Origin of the sequence: Streptomyces doebereineriae (genome assembly GCF_031845645.1) — a bacterium.
Lineage (GTDB): Bacteria > Actinomycetota > Actinomycetes > Streptomycetales > Streptomycetaceae > Streptomyces > Streptomyces canus.
In genome coordinates this window covers 173,331-187,886 of sequence record NZ_JAVREZ010000010.1, presented here as the reverse complement: position 1 = coordinate 187,886, position 14,556 = coordinate 173,331, and the positions used below count along the sequence as shown (strand labels likewise).

The 14,556-nt window shown below is 70.4% G+C and carries 14 protein-coding genes and 1 pseudogene; 10 read left to right on the top strand and 5 right to left on the bottom strand.

Annotated features, from left to right (window positions below):
* Nucleotides 1–8 precede the first annotated feature (8 nt).
* Nucleotides 9–587, bottom strand: coding sequence for a hypothetical protein (locus RNB18_RS28050; protein ID WP_311716880.1), 579 nt, complete (start codon nt 585–587; stop codon nt 9–11).
* Between the two features lie 673 nt (nt 588–1,260).
* On the opposite strand from RNB18_RS28050, the gene RNB18_RS28045 reads away from it, so the two are divergent.
* The 3 genes from RNB18_RS28045 to RNB18_RS28035 are packed head-to-tail and all read left to right on the top strand — an operon-like array spanning nt 1,261 to nt 4,372.
* On the top strand, nt 1,261–1,632 hold the full coding sequence (locus RNB18_RS28045) for a DUF4333 domain-containing protein (protein WP_311716879.1): 372 nt from the start codon (nt 1,261–1,263) through the stop codon (nt 1,630–1,632).
* Nucleotides 1,633–1,651: 19 nt separating this feature from the next.
* On the top strand, nt 1,652–2,335 hold the full coding sequence (locus RNB18_RS28040) for an ABC transporter ATP-binding protein (protein WP_311716878.1): 684 nt from the start codon (nt 1,652–1,654) through the stop codon (nt 2,333–2,335).
* 21 nt (nt 2,336–2,356) lie between these two features.
* Nucleotides 2,357–4,372 (top strand): ABC transporter permease, encoded by a 2,016-nt coding sequence (locus RNB18_RS28035; protein WP_311716877.1) that lies wholly within the window; start codon nt 2,357–2,359, stop codon nt 4,370–4,372.
* A 44-nt stretch (nt 4,373–4,416) separates the two neighbouring features.
* Here RNB18_RS28035 and RNB18_RS28030 read toward each other — a convergent pair whose 3' ends face one another.
* Nucleotides 4,417–4,848, bottom strand: coding sequence for a winged helix-turn-helix transcriptional regulator (locus tag RNB18_RS28030; protein WP_311716876.1), 432 nt, complete (start codon nt 4,846–4,848; stop codon nt 4,417–4,419).
* Here RNB18_RS28030 and RNB18_RS28025 point away from each other — a divergent pair.
* Nucleotides 4,847–5,638, top strand: coding sequence for a cysteine hydrolase family protein (locus RNB18_RS28025; protein ID WP_311716875.1), 792 nt, complete (start codon nt 4,847–4,849; stop codon nt 5,636–5,638). The two genes, RNB18_RS28030 and RNB18_RS28025, sit on opposite strands and share 2 nt — an antisense overlap.
* A 19-nt stretch (nt 5,639–5,657) precedes the next feature.
* Here RNB18_RS28025 and RNB18_RS28020 read toward each other — a convergent pair whose 3' ends face one another.
* Together RNB18_RS28020 and RNB18_RS28015 are read right to left on the bottom strand one after the other, a co-directional pair.
* On the bottom strand, nt 5,658–6,392 hold the full coding sequence (locus RNB18_RS28020) for a GNAT family N-acetyltransferase (protein ID WP_394817679.1): 735 nt from the start codon (nt 6,390–6,392) through the stop codon (nt 5,658–5,660).
* Nucleotides 6,393–6,649: 257 nt separating this feature from the next.
* Nucleotides 6,650–7,579, bottom strand: a pseudogene (locus RNB18_RS28015) (LysR family transcriptional regulator); the annotation flags it as partial.
* A 71-nt stretch (nt 7,580–7,650) separates the two neighbouring features.
* Between RNB18_RS28015 and RNB18_RS28010 the strand changes: the two are divergent.
* The 6 genes from RNB18_RS28010 (at nt 7,651) to RNB18_RS27985 (ending at nt 13,572) form a co-directional block, all read left to right on the top strand.
* Entirely contained in the window at nt 7,651–8,538 is an 888-nt protein-coding gene (locus RNB18_RS28010; protein WP_311716873.1) for an SDR family NAD(P)-dependent oxidoreductase, read from the top strand.
* A 242-nt stretch (nt 8,539–8,780) separates the two neighbouring features.
* Complete coding sequence (locus RNB18_RS28005; RefSeq protein WP_311716872.1) at nt 8,781–9,215, top strand: PhlB family protein; 435 nt, start codon at nt 8,781–8,783, stop codon at nt 9,213–9,215.
* A gap of 59 nt (nt 9,216–9,274) precedes the next feature.
* On the top strand, nt 9,275–10,510 hold the full coding sequence (locus tag RNB18_RS28000) for a CaiB/BaiF CoA transferase family protein (RefSeq protein WP_394817678.1): 1,236 nt from the start codon (nt 9,275–9,277) through the stop codon (nt 10,508–10,510).
* A 77-nt stretch (nt 10,511–10,587) separates the two neighbouring features.
* A complete protein-coding gene (locus RNB18_RS27995) occupies nt 10,588–11,775 on the top strand; it encodes an acyl-CoA dehydrogenase family protein (RefSeq protein WP_449657641.1) in 1,188 nt (395 codons plus the stop codon).
* 25 nt (nt 11,776–11,800) lie between these two features.
* Nucleotides 11,801–12,577, top strand: a complete 777-nt coding sequence (locus RNB18_RS27990; protein WP_311716871.1) for an electron transfer flavoprotein subunit beta/FixA family protein — start codon at nt 11,801–11,803, stop codon at nt 12,575–12,577.
* A 29-nt stretch (nt 12,578–12,606) separates the two neighbouring features.
* Nucleotides 12,607–13,572 (top strand): electron transfer flavoprotein subunit alpha/FixB family protein, encoded by a 966-nt coding sequence (locus RNB18_RS27985; protein WP_311716870.1) that lies wholly within the window; start codon nt 12,607–12,609, stop codon nt 13,570–13,572.
* 42 nt (nt 13,573–13,614) lie between these two features.
* Here RNB18_RS27985 and RNB18_RS27980 read toward each other — a convergent pair whose 3' ends face one another.
* On the bottom strand, nt 13,615–14,481 hold the full coding sequence (locus RNB18_RS27980; RefSeq protein ID WP_311716869.1) for a 3-hydroxybutyryl-CoA dehydrogenase: 867 nt from the start codon (nt 14,479–14,481) through the stop codon (nt 13,615–13,617).
* Between the last annotated feature and the right edge of the window lie 75 nt (nt 14,482–14,556).

Here is a 14,556-nt window from a genome sequence, read left to right as displayed (position 1 = left end):
CGTGCCGCCTACTCGACGAAGTCCGGCTGCCAGGGCAGCACCCGAAAGTCACCGGTGCCGCTCTTCACTCGCTCGAACGGCGCCGAACTCACGCACTTGGGCAGGTCCTTGGTCTCCACAGGGTTGCCAACGGAGGCCCAGCTGTAGCCCAACCGGTCGTGCCGGCCCACGTCGTGCACGGTGAAGCCCACCCGCTTGCCCTTCGCCCCCGGCAGGTCGCTGCCGGTGATGACACCGGTGGCGATGGCGACCTTCCCTCCGGTCACCAGACAGTCGATCCGCCCCTTGGCCCAGGCGCCCTCGCCGTCGAGGTAGTGGCTGAAACGGAAGGTCCCGGTGGCCTTCGCCGGATCCATCCGGTGCCGGGCGGCTAGATGCGCGTCGAAGGTGAAGGTGATGTCGTCCCCGAGCGTCCGCGAGAGCTTGGCGGACCCGGTGAGGGCCGCGGCTTCCCGGGACCCGCCGGGGGCGTCGGACCCGGGCGAACGGCCAGAGGCCGCGGCGGAGGCGGTGCAGGCGACGGCGATCAGGGCGGCGACACCTGCGGCGACACGGATACGGGCGGAGGCTGACGCGCTGCGGCTCATTGCCGATCCTTCCTCGTGGATGACGCCCGTGTCCTGCGGGCGCCTTTCCAGCGTCCCGTGGCTGACGGGGCCTCACATCGCCCCCCGAGCTGACGTATCGCTCCCCCCACCGACGCACACCGGTGATCACCATGCGCCCGCAGAGGTACGCCTGCATGCCCTCCGAGTCTCACCGCAGCAGTGGTGCCGGGCACAGGAGTTGGCCGTGCAGTTCGTCGGTCGGGCCCGCGCGGGCGCGTTCTCACACGCCTGGACCGCCCAGTCCGTCAGCTGGAATGGGCCGAGGCGAGAGCAGGCACGGCAATGCGCATCTGCGGTGTGCAATTCGGGCCGCCGCCCGGTCGGCCACAGCCGCCGGCCAGTCCGACGAGCACTGTGGTCAGGGTCTGTCAGACGGGACTAGCCGTGGCAGGACACTCGCCCGGTCGCAGCCAGCGTAGAGAGGAATCGGCGACAGACGCGGCGAGCAGCAGGACCCCCACGGCGAGGCCGTGCGCGCAGTCCTGGGCGGAAACGGACCGCATGCCGATCACGGTAGGCCAGAGCCCTGGCAGCGGGATCGGCCGAACGACCGAGGACCCGCCCGCGATCCCGACCGTTCGGCCGAGGCGCGTGCCCGGGCCCGCGGGCGAGGGTGGGTCCGCATCCTCACCACGGACGTCAGGAGTACGCGATGCAGCGGAGCAAGGTTCTCGTCGGCGTCGTCGGAGGCGTGACCGCGCTGATTGCGCTGGGCGGCCTCGGTACGCATCTGCTGGCCGGCACCGAGTCGACCAGTCGCCTGGACGAGTACAGCACGGCGTCGGTGGACGGCCGCAAGGCGCTCGCGGCGGATGTCGTCGCCGGGCGCACCGAGAGCAAGTTCCACCCGCTGCCCTGGGTCGGCGACAAGGTCTCCGGTGTCACCTGCCCGACCGGCCTCAAGGCCGTGGCCGGAGCCGCCATCACCTGCACCGGCGAGAAGAGCGACGGCGAAAGCGTCGGGATACCCGTCCGGGTGACCAAGGCCGACGCCAAGAGCGTCACCTGGAAGTTCGAGCGCTGAGAAGGAGCGACGAGACACCGTGAGCACTGTTCTGGCCGGGTACGGCCTGGTCAAGAAGTACGGTTCCACCACCGCCCTGGCCGGGGTGGAAGTGGAGGTCCACGAGCGCGACTCGCTGGCGATCATGGGCCCGTCCGGGTCCGGCAAGTCCACATTGCTGCACACCCTCGCCGGGATCGTTCGGCCCGACGAAGGCCAGGTGCTGCTGCGCGGCGAGCGCATCGACAACCTCGGCGAGAACAAGCTCAGCGCCCTGCGCCGCAAGCGGTTCGGGTTCGTGTTCCAGTTCGGCCAGCTGCTGCCGGAGCTGCCCGCCGAGGAGAACGTGGCGCTGCCGCTGATGCTGGAGGGCATGCCGCGTGGCGAGGCCGTCGCCCGTGCCCGCCGCTGGTTCACGCCGCTGGGCCTGGACGGGTTGGAGCTCCGTCGTCCCGGCCAGCTCTCCGGCGGCCAGGCCCAGCGCGTCGCCATCGCCCGCGCTCTGGCCGCCGAGCCGGACGTGGTGTTCGCCGACGAGCCCACCGGCGCCCTGGACCAGCGCACCAGCACGGAGGTGGTCCAACTGTTGACCTCCGCCACCCGGGAGACGGGCGCCGCCCTCGTGATGGTCACCCACGACGCCGACGTGGCCGCGCACTGCGACCGGGTCCTCCAGGTCCGCGACGGCCGCATCAGCGGCCACTCCCAGTACACCGTCGCCTGATCTCCCCTGGAGGGTGCTTCCATGCGTTCCCCCGTCCTGCCCCTGACCTGGCACCTCGCGAGGTCCTCCGGTCGTCGCGGCCTCCAGTCCCAGCTGCTCGCGGCCGGTGCCGCCGCCGTCGGCTCGTTTCTCCTGCTGCTGATGATTGCCGCCGCCGTGGGCGCGGGCGCTCGCGCCGGCCACACCACGTGGCGCACTCCCGACGCCGTATCGGCCAGGGAAGCGACGGCGGTCCAGGCCACGACCACGACATACGTACGCCAGGAACCCGTGACCGTCGTGAACCTGGCCCGACTGCCCGGCCGTGGACAGACCCCCGCGCCACCCGGCCTGAGCCACTTCCCGCAACAGGGCCAGGTGTACGTCTCTCCCGCCCTGGCCGAGCTCCTGCACAAGCTCCCCGCCGCCCAACTCGCCGACCGCTTCCCGAAAGTGAGCTCCTACGGCACGATCGGCGCCGCCGGTCTCGCCTCGCCCGATGAGCTGGTCGCGGTGATCGGACGGGCGCCCGCCGACGCGGCCGTCTCCAAGGCGGCCGGGGAGCAGAACTACTACGACGACGGGCTGACCGAGCGCGCACTGGTCTCCGGGTTCTCCGGCACCAGGGCCGGCGTGTTCACCGGCATCGACCAGGGGACCGTGCTGCTGGGCGTGGTGCTGCTCGTCATGCCGGTCGTCGTGCTGGCCTCGGCGGCCGGGCGGCTCGGCGCGGCCCGGCGTGAACAGCGTCTGGCCGCGCTGAGGCTGGCGGGGGCGACGCCGCGACAGATCCTCGCCATGACCGCCGTCGAGGCCGCGGGAGTCGGCGCAGCCGGGGCAATGGCCGGCGCGCTCGCCTACACGGCACTGCTGCCCGCACTCGCCGAAATCCCGTACGGCGTCGGCGCCTGGTACACCGGCCAGCTGTGGGTGGGGCTGCCCTGGCTGGCGGCCGTGGTGCTGACCGTCACCGCTCTGATCACCGTCAGCGCGGTGACCATGCTGCGCCAGGTGGCCACCTCGCCCCTGGGCGTCGCCCAGCAGGCCGACCCGCGCCGCACCCGCGTGATACGTCTGCTGCTGGTCGTCGCGGTCCTGGGCTACATCTGGGCGTCCACGGGCGACGGCGGACAGCTCAAGCCCCGGCAGTTGCTCGCCCTGCTGGCGCTCTTCTACGGCGCGTTCTGGCTGTTCGGCCCCTGGGTCGTGGACCGGTTGGGCCGGATCGTGGGCCGCCGCGCCAGGCGCCCGGCCACGCTGCTGGCCGCGCGCCGGCTCAGCGACGACCCGCGCGCGGTCTGGCGCACTGTCAGCGGCTTGGTCCTCGCCGGGTTCGTGGCCGGGTTCTTCTCCGTCAGTACGCTGGGTGCCGAGGGCGAGAACCACCAGGGCCAGGTCGGGGTGATCGCCGCGAACGCCGCCGACGCCCGGCACACCGCCACCCGGGCCCGTGCGCTGCTGCGGCAGGCGGGCGTCACCGCGACCGTCACCGTTACGAGCGAGGACGACTACGACAGCCTGCTCGGCGGTGTCGACGGCGTCATCGCCCACGTCTCCGGCGGCCAGGACGGCGTCGACACCGGTGTCACCGCGCTCACCCGCCTCGGATCGGGCCGCTACCCGTTCACACAGGACTATGTGTCCGCGTCGGACGACATAGTCGTCGCCCGCGTCGCCACCGTCAGCACGGCCACCCTGGTGCTGAGCTTCCTCGTCGCAGCCGCCTCCGCCGGCCTCACGGCTGCCGCGAACGTCCTCGACCGACGCCGGATGTACGGCCTGCTGCGGCTGGCCGGCACCCCGCTCAAGGTGCTGGACGGGGCCCGCATCCGCGAGACCGTCATTCCGTTGGCCGTCCTGGCAGGCGGCACCACCGGCATGGGTGTCTTCGGCGCCATGCAGCTCAACAAGGCGGCCGGCACCACGATCAACACCGCCGGTGTCGTGCAACTGGTGATCTGCCTGGCCGTCGGCACGCTGGCCATGCTCGCCGCGATCACCGGCAGCAGGCCTCTGCTGTGGAAGGTCACGGAGGGTCCGGCACAGACGGCGGATTGACGACGTATCGACGGTGGGACTGGCTGCGACGCCGGCCCAGCTGACTAGGTTCGGCGGGCCTCGGCATCCTGCCTGGCGGCTGTGCTCCGGTCCTCGCGTTCCTGGGCGAAGGCCGCGCTGAGTTCACCTGTCACTTCGTCCATGGTGAAGGGCTTGCCGCACCCTTCACATACGGTGCCGCTCAGGCCCACCTCGCGCCCGCATGTCTTGTGGAGGTGATGGACGGCAATACCTTCCCCGGGCTCCTTGCACCACGTCTCGCCCCATGCCCGCAGGGCGAGCAGCACCGAGGCGAAGGCTTCGCCCTTGTCGGTGAGGTGGTACTCGTAGCGGCGTGGCCTTTCGCTGTAGGCGCGGCGTTCGAGCGTGCCGTCGGCCTCCAGCCGCTTGAGGCGATTGGTCAGCATCTGCGGCGAAGCCAGGGTCTGGGTCTGCAGAGAGTCGAAGCGGCGGTTGCCCATCGTCAGCTCCCGCATGATCACCAGTGTCCAGCGGTCCCCGATCACCGCGCTCGACCGCCCGACGGGGCACACCGTGCTCGTGATCTCCGACCAGCCACCCATGTCGTCCTCCTCCGAGCGAGCGTCCGCGGCACAAGACGCGGACTCCTCGGCACCTCTGGAGGGACGACTCATGACCGACACGCAGTACGAGCCGGCGCACACGGGACTGCTCTTGATGGACCCCTACAACGACTTCCTCTCCGAAGGAGGGAAGCTGTGGCCCCTGGTCGAAGAGGTCGCCACTGAGGTCGGCCTGCTCGACAACCTGCGCGCGGTGGTGGCCGCCGCGCGTGCGGCCGGCATCCAGGTCTTCGTCGTCCCGCACCGCCGCTGGCGCGAGAGCAACTACGCGAACTGGAACTTCCTCACCGCGGACCAGGCCGGCGGCAACGAGAACCGGGTGTTCGAAGACGGAGCCTGGGGCGGCGACTGGCACCTGGACTTCGCTCCCCAGGAGAGTGATGTCGTCGTCCACGAGCACTGGGGACAGAGCGGCTTCGCCAACACCGATCTCGACCTTCAGCTCAAGAAGCACGGCATCACCCACGTGGTGACCGTCGGCATGCTGGCCAACACCTGCATCGAATCGATCAGCCACTACGCCATGGAACTGGGCTACCACGTAACCCTCGTTCGCGGAGCAACCGCCGCATGGACCCGGGAGATGCTGCACGCGGCCCACGACCTCAACGGCCCGTCCTACGCCCACGCCATCTTGAGCTCCGACGAGATCGTCACCGCGTTCAAGGGGGCACAGGTCTGACGTGCCCAGCCCACTTCGGCTACCGGGTGGTGAGCGGTTTGCTGTAGACCGTGGAACTGCGCTGGACGGTCATGCCGATCCGCTTGTACAGCGACAGCGCGCCGGTGTCCGAGTGTGTCCACAGCGTGCAGGTCTGCTTCCCCTGGCGGTAGAAGGTACGGAACGCTTCTCGCAGCAGCATGCGAGCGATCCCTCGATTGCGGTGGTCGTGTCGTACCGCGACCCGCTCGACGTACCCTTCGTCGTTGCCGGGGACGTCCAGCGACAGTACCGCGCCGACCATCTGGTCGTCGGCGAAGGCCACCGGTGATGCAGCAGGGTCGAACGTTGCTCGTTCGACCGTGTGCCGGGCCCACTCCGCGTAGGTCTTCCGCCGCTGCTGCCACTCGTCGAACGCGTCCTCGGTGAGCTGGTACGCCGCTTGTTCGTCGCCAGGCCGAAACGCTCGGACGGTGATACCTGCCGGCGGCTCGGGCACCTCTGGTTCAACGGGCATCGCGATCTCCAGGAGCCACTCGGTGACGAGCCTGGAGTAGCCACTGGACCGCAGGAGCGCGATCGCCGCGTGATCGCTGTCGGAGACCGTCTGGGCAGTGCGGTCGCTTCCCAGCTGCCGGGCCCGTGCCTCGGCCCAGTTGAGAAGCGAACTGCCAAGACCATGCCCCCGGCTACCGGGGTGCACGTGAACCGTGGCCCGCCGCCCCTTCACCCAGGTCCAGCCCGCCAACTCTCCCTTGGAGTCGTGAACGAGCACCGTGTCGGACTTCAGATCCAGGCCTGGCAGGCTGAGATCAGCGGCAACGCGATCAATGCCGGTCGTCGCACAGCCATGCAGCTCGTTCTCGCATGCGGTGATCAAACAGTGAACTGAGTGGACATCAGCGGTAGTTGCCGATCGGCTCTGGTATCCGGCCGGCAACAACTTCGGGGAAGGATCAGACATGAGGTGAACCCTGCGCCATACGTACTTTCATGTCGACCTGATTGGGCTCTCCCTTCGTCACGAGGGGGCGAGGAGGGAGCGGGTGTGTCGGCGTCGAGGGCCGCCGCGCGGAGGGCGGAGGACACTCGGATGCTCGGGTCGGTCGGCGGGTGGGGGAGGCGGGCCAGGAGCAGGCGCCGTTGTTCCTGGGGGCCGCCGCGGACGGGCAGGACGCGGACGCCCGGTGGTGCGGCGGAGGCGAGTACGGCGGGCACAGTGGTCAGTCCGCAGCCCGCGGCGACCAGTTGGAGCTTGGCGAGCCAGTCTCGGGCGGTGTGGGCGATGTCCGGCCGCTCGTCCAGACCCGGCCACACTCCCATCAGCCGGTCCTCGCCCGAGGAGGAGCCCGCGATCCAGCGTTGCCCGCGCAGGTCCGCCACGTCGACGAAGTCGCCGCGAGCCAGCGGGTGGGTGGCGGGCACCGCCAGGCAGAGGGCGCGTTCGGTGAGGGTCTGCAGTACGAGTGGGGGTGACTCGGCGTCCGGCGGCCGGAACGGGGGCGCCGAGGCGAGCAGGGCGAGATCGAGGCTGCCGGCCCGCAGCGCCCGTACCAGTGCCGGGGTGCTGCCCTCCCGGCCGACGATCCGAAGGCCGGGATCCGTGCGGTGCAGCCCGGCCAGGGCGCGGGGCACCAGCACGGCGCCGGCGCTGGGGAACCAGCCCAGGCGGACCGTGCCGGACTGCTCGGGAAGGCCGGACAGCTCACGCGCGGTCGCGTCGATCTCGTCGATCACGACCGTCGCGCGGCGCATGACGACGCGGCCGGCCGCGGTGAGCCGTACTCCTTCGCGTCGCCGTTCCAGCAGCTCCGCGCCCGCGGCCCGTTCGATCGCGGCGATCTGCCGGGAGACCGCGGACTGGGTGTATCCCAGCGACGCGGCGGCCGCGGTGAAGGTGCCCTGTTCGGCGACGGCGCGGAAGACGCGCAGTGCGGTGAGTGACACATCCGAGAAGTCCATGATGTTTACGCATACTAGCCGTGCCGAACTCTCGTTGGACTCATGAGTACCGGGTTCCTAGCGTGGCAGGCATGAACGATTCACACATCGCCCTTGTCACGGGCGCCAACCAAGGACTCGGCCGTGCCCTCGTCGAAGGACTGGCGGCCCGCATGCACCAGAACGACCTGGTCCTGCTCACCGGCCGCAGCCACCGGCGCGTGGCCGACGCCGCCCGCGAGGTCGCCCTGCTGCCCGGTACACGTGCCCGGGTGGAGGGCCGTGTCCTGGACGTCACGGACACCGATGCCATCGCCCGCCTCGCCGAGGGCATCCGCGCCCGGCACGGGGGAGTCGACGTCGTCATCTCCAACGCCGTGGCCCGCCTGTTGCCCGCGGAGTCACAGGCCGCACGGGCGGACGAGTTCATCGACGTCTCCAACACCGCCACGCACGCGATCCTGCGGTCCTTCGGCCCTGTTCTTCGCCCGGGCGGTCGGCTGCTCGTCGTGGCCAGCAGCCTGGGCACCCTGGGCCATCTCGACCCGCGGCTGCACCACTTGTTCGACGGGGCGAGCCTGGAGCAGGTCGAGTACGCCGTCGAGTCGTGGCGCAGCGCCATCCACCACAAGACCGCGCAGGAGGCGGGCTGGCCCGTCTGGCTGAATGTGCCCTCCAAGGTGGCTCAGGTCGCCGCCGTCCGCGCCCTCGCTGCCGAACGCCGTGCACGCGACCTGGCCGCCGGCACTCTGATCGCGTCTGTGTGCCCGGGCATGGTCGACACCGCCACGTCACGCCCCTGGTTCAGCGACTACAGCGGTGCGCAGTCACCGGCCCAGGCTGCGGCGGCCGTACTCGACCTGGTCTTCGCCGAACACGTCGACCCCACCCTGTACGGCGAGTTGGTCCGCTTCGGAAAGGCCCTGCCCTGGCACGACGGCACACCTCCACTGGAGCAGGACCGGATGCTGACGCCCTGAACGCGCAGGACCACCACCCATACCCGTACGGCCCGGACGTCGGCCGCAGGTCCGCTTGCTGCGCCCTCGCCGAGGGTAGCGCCGGGAAAGGGGTCCTGACCTTGGTGAACAGAACGTTTTCGACGCACAAAGCTGCGTCAGCTCGTCGTTGACCGGCGATCCGCGGGCGGGCCAGGGTGAGGGAGCCATATCGGATTCCGATCGCCCGTTTCCGGTCACCGGAGTGAGTACAGGAGGCTGTGATGCTCCAGACAGACAGCCGCGGACCCAACGAGTTCGGGAAGGGCCATGACATGCCTGCCGCGGCGACGACCGGGACCGCCGACCCGTCCGCGCTGGACGCCGGCGGCGAACTGCTCTTCCAGTGCTGCCTCTGGTGCGGCACTGCCGCCTACCGCCGTTCGTTCTGCCGCGCTTGTGGCTCCACCGCCTTCAAGTGGGAGCGCAGTACGGGCGCCGGGGCCCTCGTGCGCCGCATCGGCCAATCGCCGCTCAACACCTGGTTCGTCGTGATGGACGAGGGCTTCACCCTGGTCTGCCAGATCGCCGGCACGGAACCGGCCGTGGCCGGGGTGGGGGCGAGAGTACGTGTCGTGCGGGCCGTGGCTCCCCGCGAGCAGGGACTCCCCCTCCTCGAACTCACCTACCGGGCAACGCCCTTGGAGCGCTGGTGGTGAGAGGCACGGCACCGGTCAGGTCACGTTCGCGTAGGCGGCACGAAGAAAGAGGAGGGCGCGTGGACACCCAGTACGACGCACCGGACGAACGGGCCGGTGCGGTCGACGCAGCAGGGCGCGCCGCACTGCACGGGCTGCGCATCGCCGACTTCTCCCGGGTCCTCGCGGGACCCTATGCCACCATGCTCCTCGCCGACCTCGGCGCCGACGTGGTGAAGGTGGAGCGCCCGGGCATCGGGGACGAGACCCGGGCCTGGCACCCGCCGGCGGACCAGGACGGCACCTCGACGTACTTCTTGAGCGTCAACCGGAACAAACGGTCCGTCGTCCTGGACCTCACCACCCAGGCGGGTCTCGAACAGGCTCGCTCCCTCATCGCCGAATCCGACGTCCTGGTGGAGAACTTCCGTCCCGGCACGATGGAACGGCTGGGACTCGGTCCTCGCGAACTCCGGGCCCGGCACCCGGAGCTGATCTACTGCTCGATCAGCGGTTTCGGCAGCGGCGCGGGCGCCGCGATCCCCGGCTACGACCTGCTCGTACAGGCCGTCGGCGGCCTGATGAGCGTGACCGGGACCGCGGACGGCGAACCGGTGAAGGCGGGCGTGGCCCTGGTCGACGTGATCACCGGACTGCACGCCTCGCTCGGCATCCTCGCAGCCCTACGGCACCGGGACGCCACCGGCGAAGGGCAGCTCGTGGAGGTGAACCTGCTCGGCTCGCTGCTGTCGGCCATGGTCAACCAGGCCTCGGCCTTCGCCGTCGCCGGTGTGGTTCCCGGCCGCATGGGCAACGCGCACCCGAGCATCGCCCCGTACGAGACACTGCCGACCGCGGATCGGCCGATCGCCCTCGCGGTGGGCAACGACCGGCAATTCGCGGCACTCGCCGAGGTCGTCGGGGACCCCGGTCTCGCTCTCGACGACCGCTTCCGCACCAACGCCGACCGGGTCGCTCACCGTGTCGAACTGCGGGACGCACTGACCAAGCGGCTCGGCGCCGCGGGCGCGGACCACTGGTCCACCGTCCTGCTGGCGGCCGGGGTGCCCGCCGGACCGGTCAACACCCTCGACGAGGCTTTCGCCTTCGCCCACCAGCTCGGCCTTCCCGGCATCGTCGACATCCCCGTCGACGCTGCCGAAGGAGAAGAGGCCAGGCTCTCCCGCCAGGTCGCCCATCCCATCGGGCTCAGCGGCACCCCGGCGCGGTACCGCTTCCCCCCGCCCCGCCTGGGCCAGCACACCGCACAGATACTCACCGACCCGTCCGGCCAGGCCGACCACACCTCCGCGTGACACGCAGCGGTCACCGGACCGTTCGCAGCCTCGGCACGTCGACCGAACCGACCACCCGTTCACCTGACCCTGATCACATGGAGCACGACATGAGCGCCAAGCCGCTGAAGGATCCCCTCGAACTGTTCGACATCGCCTCCGTCCTCACCGACGAGGAGCGCGAGATCCAGGCCACCGTCGCCAGGTTCCTCGCGGACCGGGTCCGCCCGCACATCGGCGAGTGGTTCGAGAACGCCCATTTCGCTCGCGAACTCGCCCCGGAACTCGGCAAGTTGGGCGTGCTCGGCATGCACCTCGAAGGCTATGGCTGCGCCGGCACGAACGCCGTCAGCTACGGGCTGGCCTGTCTGGAGCTGGAAGCGGCGGACTCCGGCTTCCGCAGCTTCGTCTCCGTGCAGGGCTCGCTGTCGATGTTCTCCATCTGGAAGTGGGGCTCTGAGGAGCAGAAGCTTGAGTGGCTGCCGCGGCTGGCCGCCGGTGAGGCGATCGGCTGCTTCGGCCTGACCGAGCCCGACTTCGGCAGCAACCCCTCCGGGATGCGTACCAAGGCCGTCCGCGAGGGCGGCGACTGGATCCTGAACGGCTCCAAGATGTGGATCACCAACGGCGGCATCGCCGACGTGGCCACCGTCTGGGCGCAGACCGAGGAGGGCATCCGCGGCTTCCTCGTGCCGCGCGGGACGCCCGGCTTCACCACCCAGGACATCAAGCAGAAGATGTCGCTACGCGCTTCCATCACCTCGGAGCTGTACTTCGACAACGTACGGCTGCCCGACTCGGCGCGGCTGCCGTTCGCGGAGGGCCTGCGAGGCCCGCTGTCCTGTCTGAACGAGGCCCGCTTCGGCATTCTGTTCGGCGCGGTCGGCGCCGCCCGCGACTCGATCCAGGCGGCCATCGACTACGCCGACTCCCGGGTCCAGTTCGACAAGCCGATCAGCGCCTTCCAGCTCACGCAGAAGAAGCTCGCCGACATGACCGTGTCCGTGGGCAGCGCCGCGCTGCTCGCCGTACACCTGGGCCGCCTGAAGGACCAGCACCGCATCCGGCCCGAGCAGATCAGCGTCGGCAAGCTCAACAACGTTCGGGAGGCGATCGCGATCGCGCGGGAGTGCCGCACCGTCCTCGGCGCCAACGGCATCTCCCTGGAGTACTCGCCGCTGCGCCACGCCAACAACCTGGAGTCCGTCCTCACCTACGAAGGCACCAGCGAGATGCACACGCTGGTCGTCGGCCAGGCGATCACCGGCTACCCGGCGTTCCGCTGACCGCCCCGGCCGAAGGAAGGCGACCGTGAACATCGTCGTACTCGTCAAACAGGTCCCGGACACCGCTGCCGAACGCGCCCTGTCCGAGGGGGACCACACCCTCGACCGGGAGAACACCGACCTCGTCCTGGACGAGATCAACGAGCGCGCCGCGGAGGAAGCCCTGACGCTCAAGGAGACGACGGATGCCGAGGTCACCGTCGTGTCCATGGGTCCCGACTCAGCGCTCGACGCCATCCGCAAGGTTTTGGCGATGGGCGCCGACCGTGGAATCCACATCTGCGACGACCGGCTTCAGGGCGCCGATGTGGTGACCACGGCGAGGGTCCTGGCCGCCGCCGTGCGGACGGTGGCGGACGTGGACCTGGTCCTCGCGGGCAACGCGACCACCGACGGACAGGCCAGTGCGGTCCCGGCCGTCGTCGCGGATCTGCTCGGCCTGCCGCAGCTGACCCACGTACGCGAACTCGACCTGGACGCGGGGCGGGTGCGCGCCGAGCGCGAGACCGAGAGCGGTGAGGCGACACTGGAGGCGCCGCTGCCCGCGCTGGTCAGCGTCACCGAGAAGATCAACGAGCCGCGCTATCCCTCCTTCAAGGGCATCATGGCCGCCAAGAAGAAGCCCGTGGCGACGGTCGGCCTCGACGACCTGTTCCCGGACGACACCGGGTTCCTGGTGAGCCGCACGCGCGTGGTGGAGGCCGTCCCGCGTCCGGCGCGGGCAGCCGGCATCCGTGTCACGGACGACGGCTCGGCCGGCCGGCAGCTCGCCGACCACCTGATCGCCCGGAAACTCGTCTGAACCGCCCCGACCAAGAAGCAGGCACACCCATGCCCGACGTCCTCGTCCTCGTCGACCACGACGGGGAACGCGTCCACAAGTCCACATACGAACTCCTGGCCGCCGCACGGCGGTTGGGCGATCCGGCCGCCGTGCTCGTGGGAACCCCCGGCACCACGGTCCGCCTCAAGGACTCCCTCGCCCGTCACGGCGCCACCAGCGTCTACGCGGCCGAGTCCACGCAGGTCGGCGGGTTTCTCGGCTCACCCGCCGTCGAGGCCCTGGAGTCGGCGGCACGGCAGGTCTCTCCCGCCGCCGTTCTGGTTTCCGCGACCACCGACGGCAAGGAGGTGGCCGGGCGTCTCGCCGCGCGGCTGGACAGCGGGTTGTTGATCGACGCGGTCGACCTGGACGCCTCCGGGGTGGTCACCCAGATCGTCTTCGGCGGGTCGTACACCGTGCGCTCCGAGGTCACCCACGGGGTACCGGTGATCGCCGTGCGGCCGGGCGCCTTCGAGCCGGAGGAACATCCCGTGGAGGCCATGGAGCACGAGCTCGTCCCGGTGCCGATCGCCCCGGCGGCATCCGCCCGCGTCATCGCCCGCCGCGCCCCGCTCGCGGGCGACCGTCCCGCGCTCACCGAGGCGAGCGTCGTCGTCTCCGGCGGCCGCGGTGTCGCGGGGGCGGAAGGCTTCAAGGTGGTGGAGGAGCTGGCCGACGTCCTGGGCGGTGCGGTCGGCGCGTCCCGGGCCGCGGTCGACGCCGGGTACTACCCCCACCAGTACCAGGTGGGGCAGACCGGCAAGTCCGTCTCCCCTCAGCTGTACATCGCGCTGGGCATCTCCGGGGCCATTCAGCACCTCGCCGGGATGCAGACGTCCAAGACGATCGTGGCGGTCAACAAGGACCCGGAGGCACCGGTCTTCGGTGTGGCCGACTACGGCGTGGTGGGCGACCTGTTCTCGGTGGCTCCTCAGCTCACGCAGGAAGTGGCCGCCCGCCGGGGTATCGCCTGACGAATCGGACAACGCACGCCCACGGGCGGCCCGCCGTAGCCCTCAGGCCGCTCGGTAGCTGAAGAACCCCTGCCCCGACTTACGGCCCAGCAGCCCCGATTCGACCATGCGGCGCAGCAGCGGGGGCGGGGCGTACAGCGGCTCCCGGTACTCCTCGTACAGTGCTTCACCGATCGCCGCGACGGTGTCGAGCCCGATGAGATCGGCGAGACGCAGCGGGCCCATGGGGTGAGCGCAACCGGCGGTCATCCCCGTGTCGATGTCCTCCGCCGTCGCCGTACCGGAGCTCACCATCCGCACCGCCGCCAACAGGTAGGGAACCAGCAGAGAGTTGACCACGAAACCCGCGCGGTCCTGCGCCACGACCGTCTTCTTGCCCAGGACCTCGCCCGCGAAGGCCCGCATTCGCAGTTCCGTGGCCTTCGAGGTGTGCAGCGAGGGGATCACCTCGACCAGTGGCATGACGGGAACCGGGTTGAAGAAATGCAGGCCCACCACCGCCTCCGGCCGGCCGGTCGCCGCCGCGAGCCTGGCGATGGGGATGGAGGACGTGTTGCTGGCCAGCACGGCGGCCGGGTCCGTGACCACCTTGTCCAGCTGCCGGAACAGTTCGGTCTTGGCGTGCTCGTCCTCCACGGCGGCCTCGATCACCAGGTCCGCTCTCGACAGGCGGGAGAGATCGTCGGTGACCGAGACCCCGGCCAGGGCGAGTGCGCGGTCCTCGGGCGCGATCGCACCGCGCTTCTCCGCCTTGAGCAGGGAGTCCGCCACACCCGCCAGCCCGGCCCGGGCCCTGTCCTCGGTCACGTCGCACAACGTGACATGCAGCCCGGCCCGCGCACAGACCTCGGTGATGCCCCGGCCCATCTGGCCCGCGCCTACGACGCCCACGTGCTTGATCGCTGTCATGTGCTTCTCCGCCTGTCCCTCCGTCGGGCGGCGGTCGAACGACGCCGCCACGGTGTGTGATGCCGTGTTGAGCGT

Bases quoted from the DNA above. Each gene is read 5' to 3' on its own strand.
- RNB18_RS28050 (WP_311716880.1), bottom strand. From the start codon at position 587: ATGAGCCGCAGCGCGTCAGCCTCCGCCCGTATCCGTGTCGCCGCAGGT.
- RNB18_RS28045 (WP_311716879.1), top strand. From the start codon at position 1,261: ATGCAGCGGAGCAAGGTTCTCGTCGGCGTCGTCGGAGGCGTGACCGCG.
- RNB18_RS28035 (WP_311716877.1), top strand. From the start codon at position 2,357: ATGCGTTCCCCCGTCCTGCCCCTGACCTGGCACCTCGCGAGGTCCTCC.
- RNB18_RS28025 (WP_311716875.1), top strand. From the start codon at position 4,847: ATGATCACCAGTGTCCAGCGGTCCCCGATCACCGCGCTCGACCGCCCG.
- RNB18_RS28030 (WP_311716876.1), bottom strand. From the start codon at position 4,848: ATGCGGGAGCTGACGATGGGCAACCGCCGCTTCGACTCTCTGCAGACC.
- RNB18_RS28010 (WP_311716873.1), top strand. From the start codon at position 7,651: ATGAACGATTCACACATCGCCCTTGTCACGGGCGCCAACCAAGGACTC.
- RNB18_RS28005 (WP_311716872.1), top strand. From the start codon at position 8,781: ATGCTCCAGACAGACAGCCGCGGACCCAACGAGTTCGGGAAGGGCCAT.
- RNB18_RS27995 (WP_449657641.1), top strand. From the start codon at position 10,588: ATGGAGCACGACATGAGCGCCAAGCCGCTGAAGGATCCCCTCGAACTG.
- RNB18_RS27985 (WP_311716870.1), top strand. From the start codon at position 12,607: ATGCCCGACGTCCTCGTCCTCGTCGACCACGACGGGGAACGCGTCCAC.
- RNB18_RS27980 (WP_311716869.1), bottom strand. From the start codon at position 14,481: ATGACAGCGATCAAGCACGTGGGCGTCGTAGGCGCGGGCCAGATGGGC.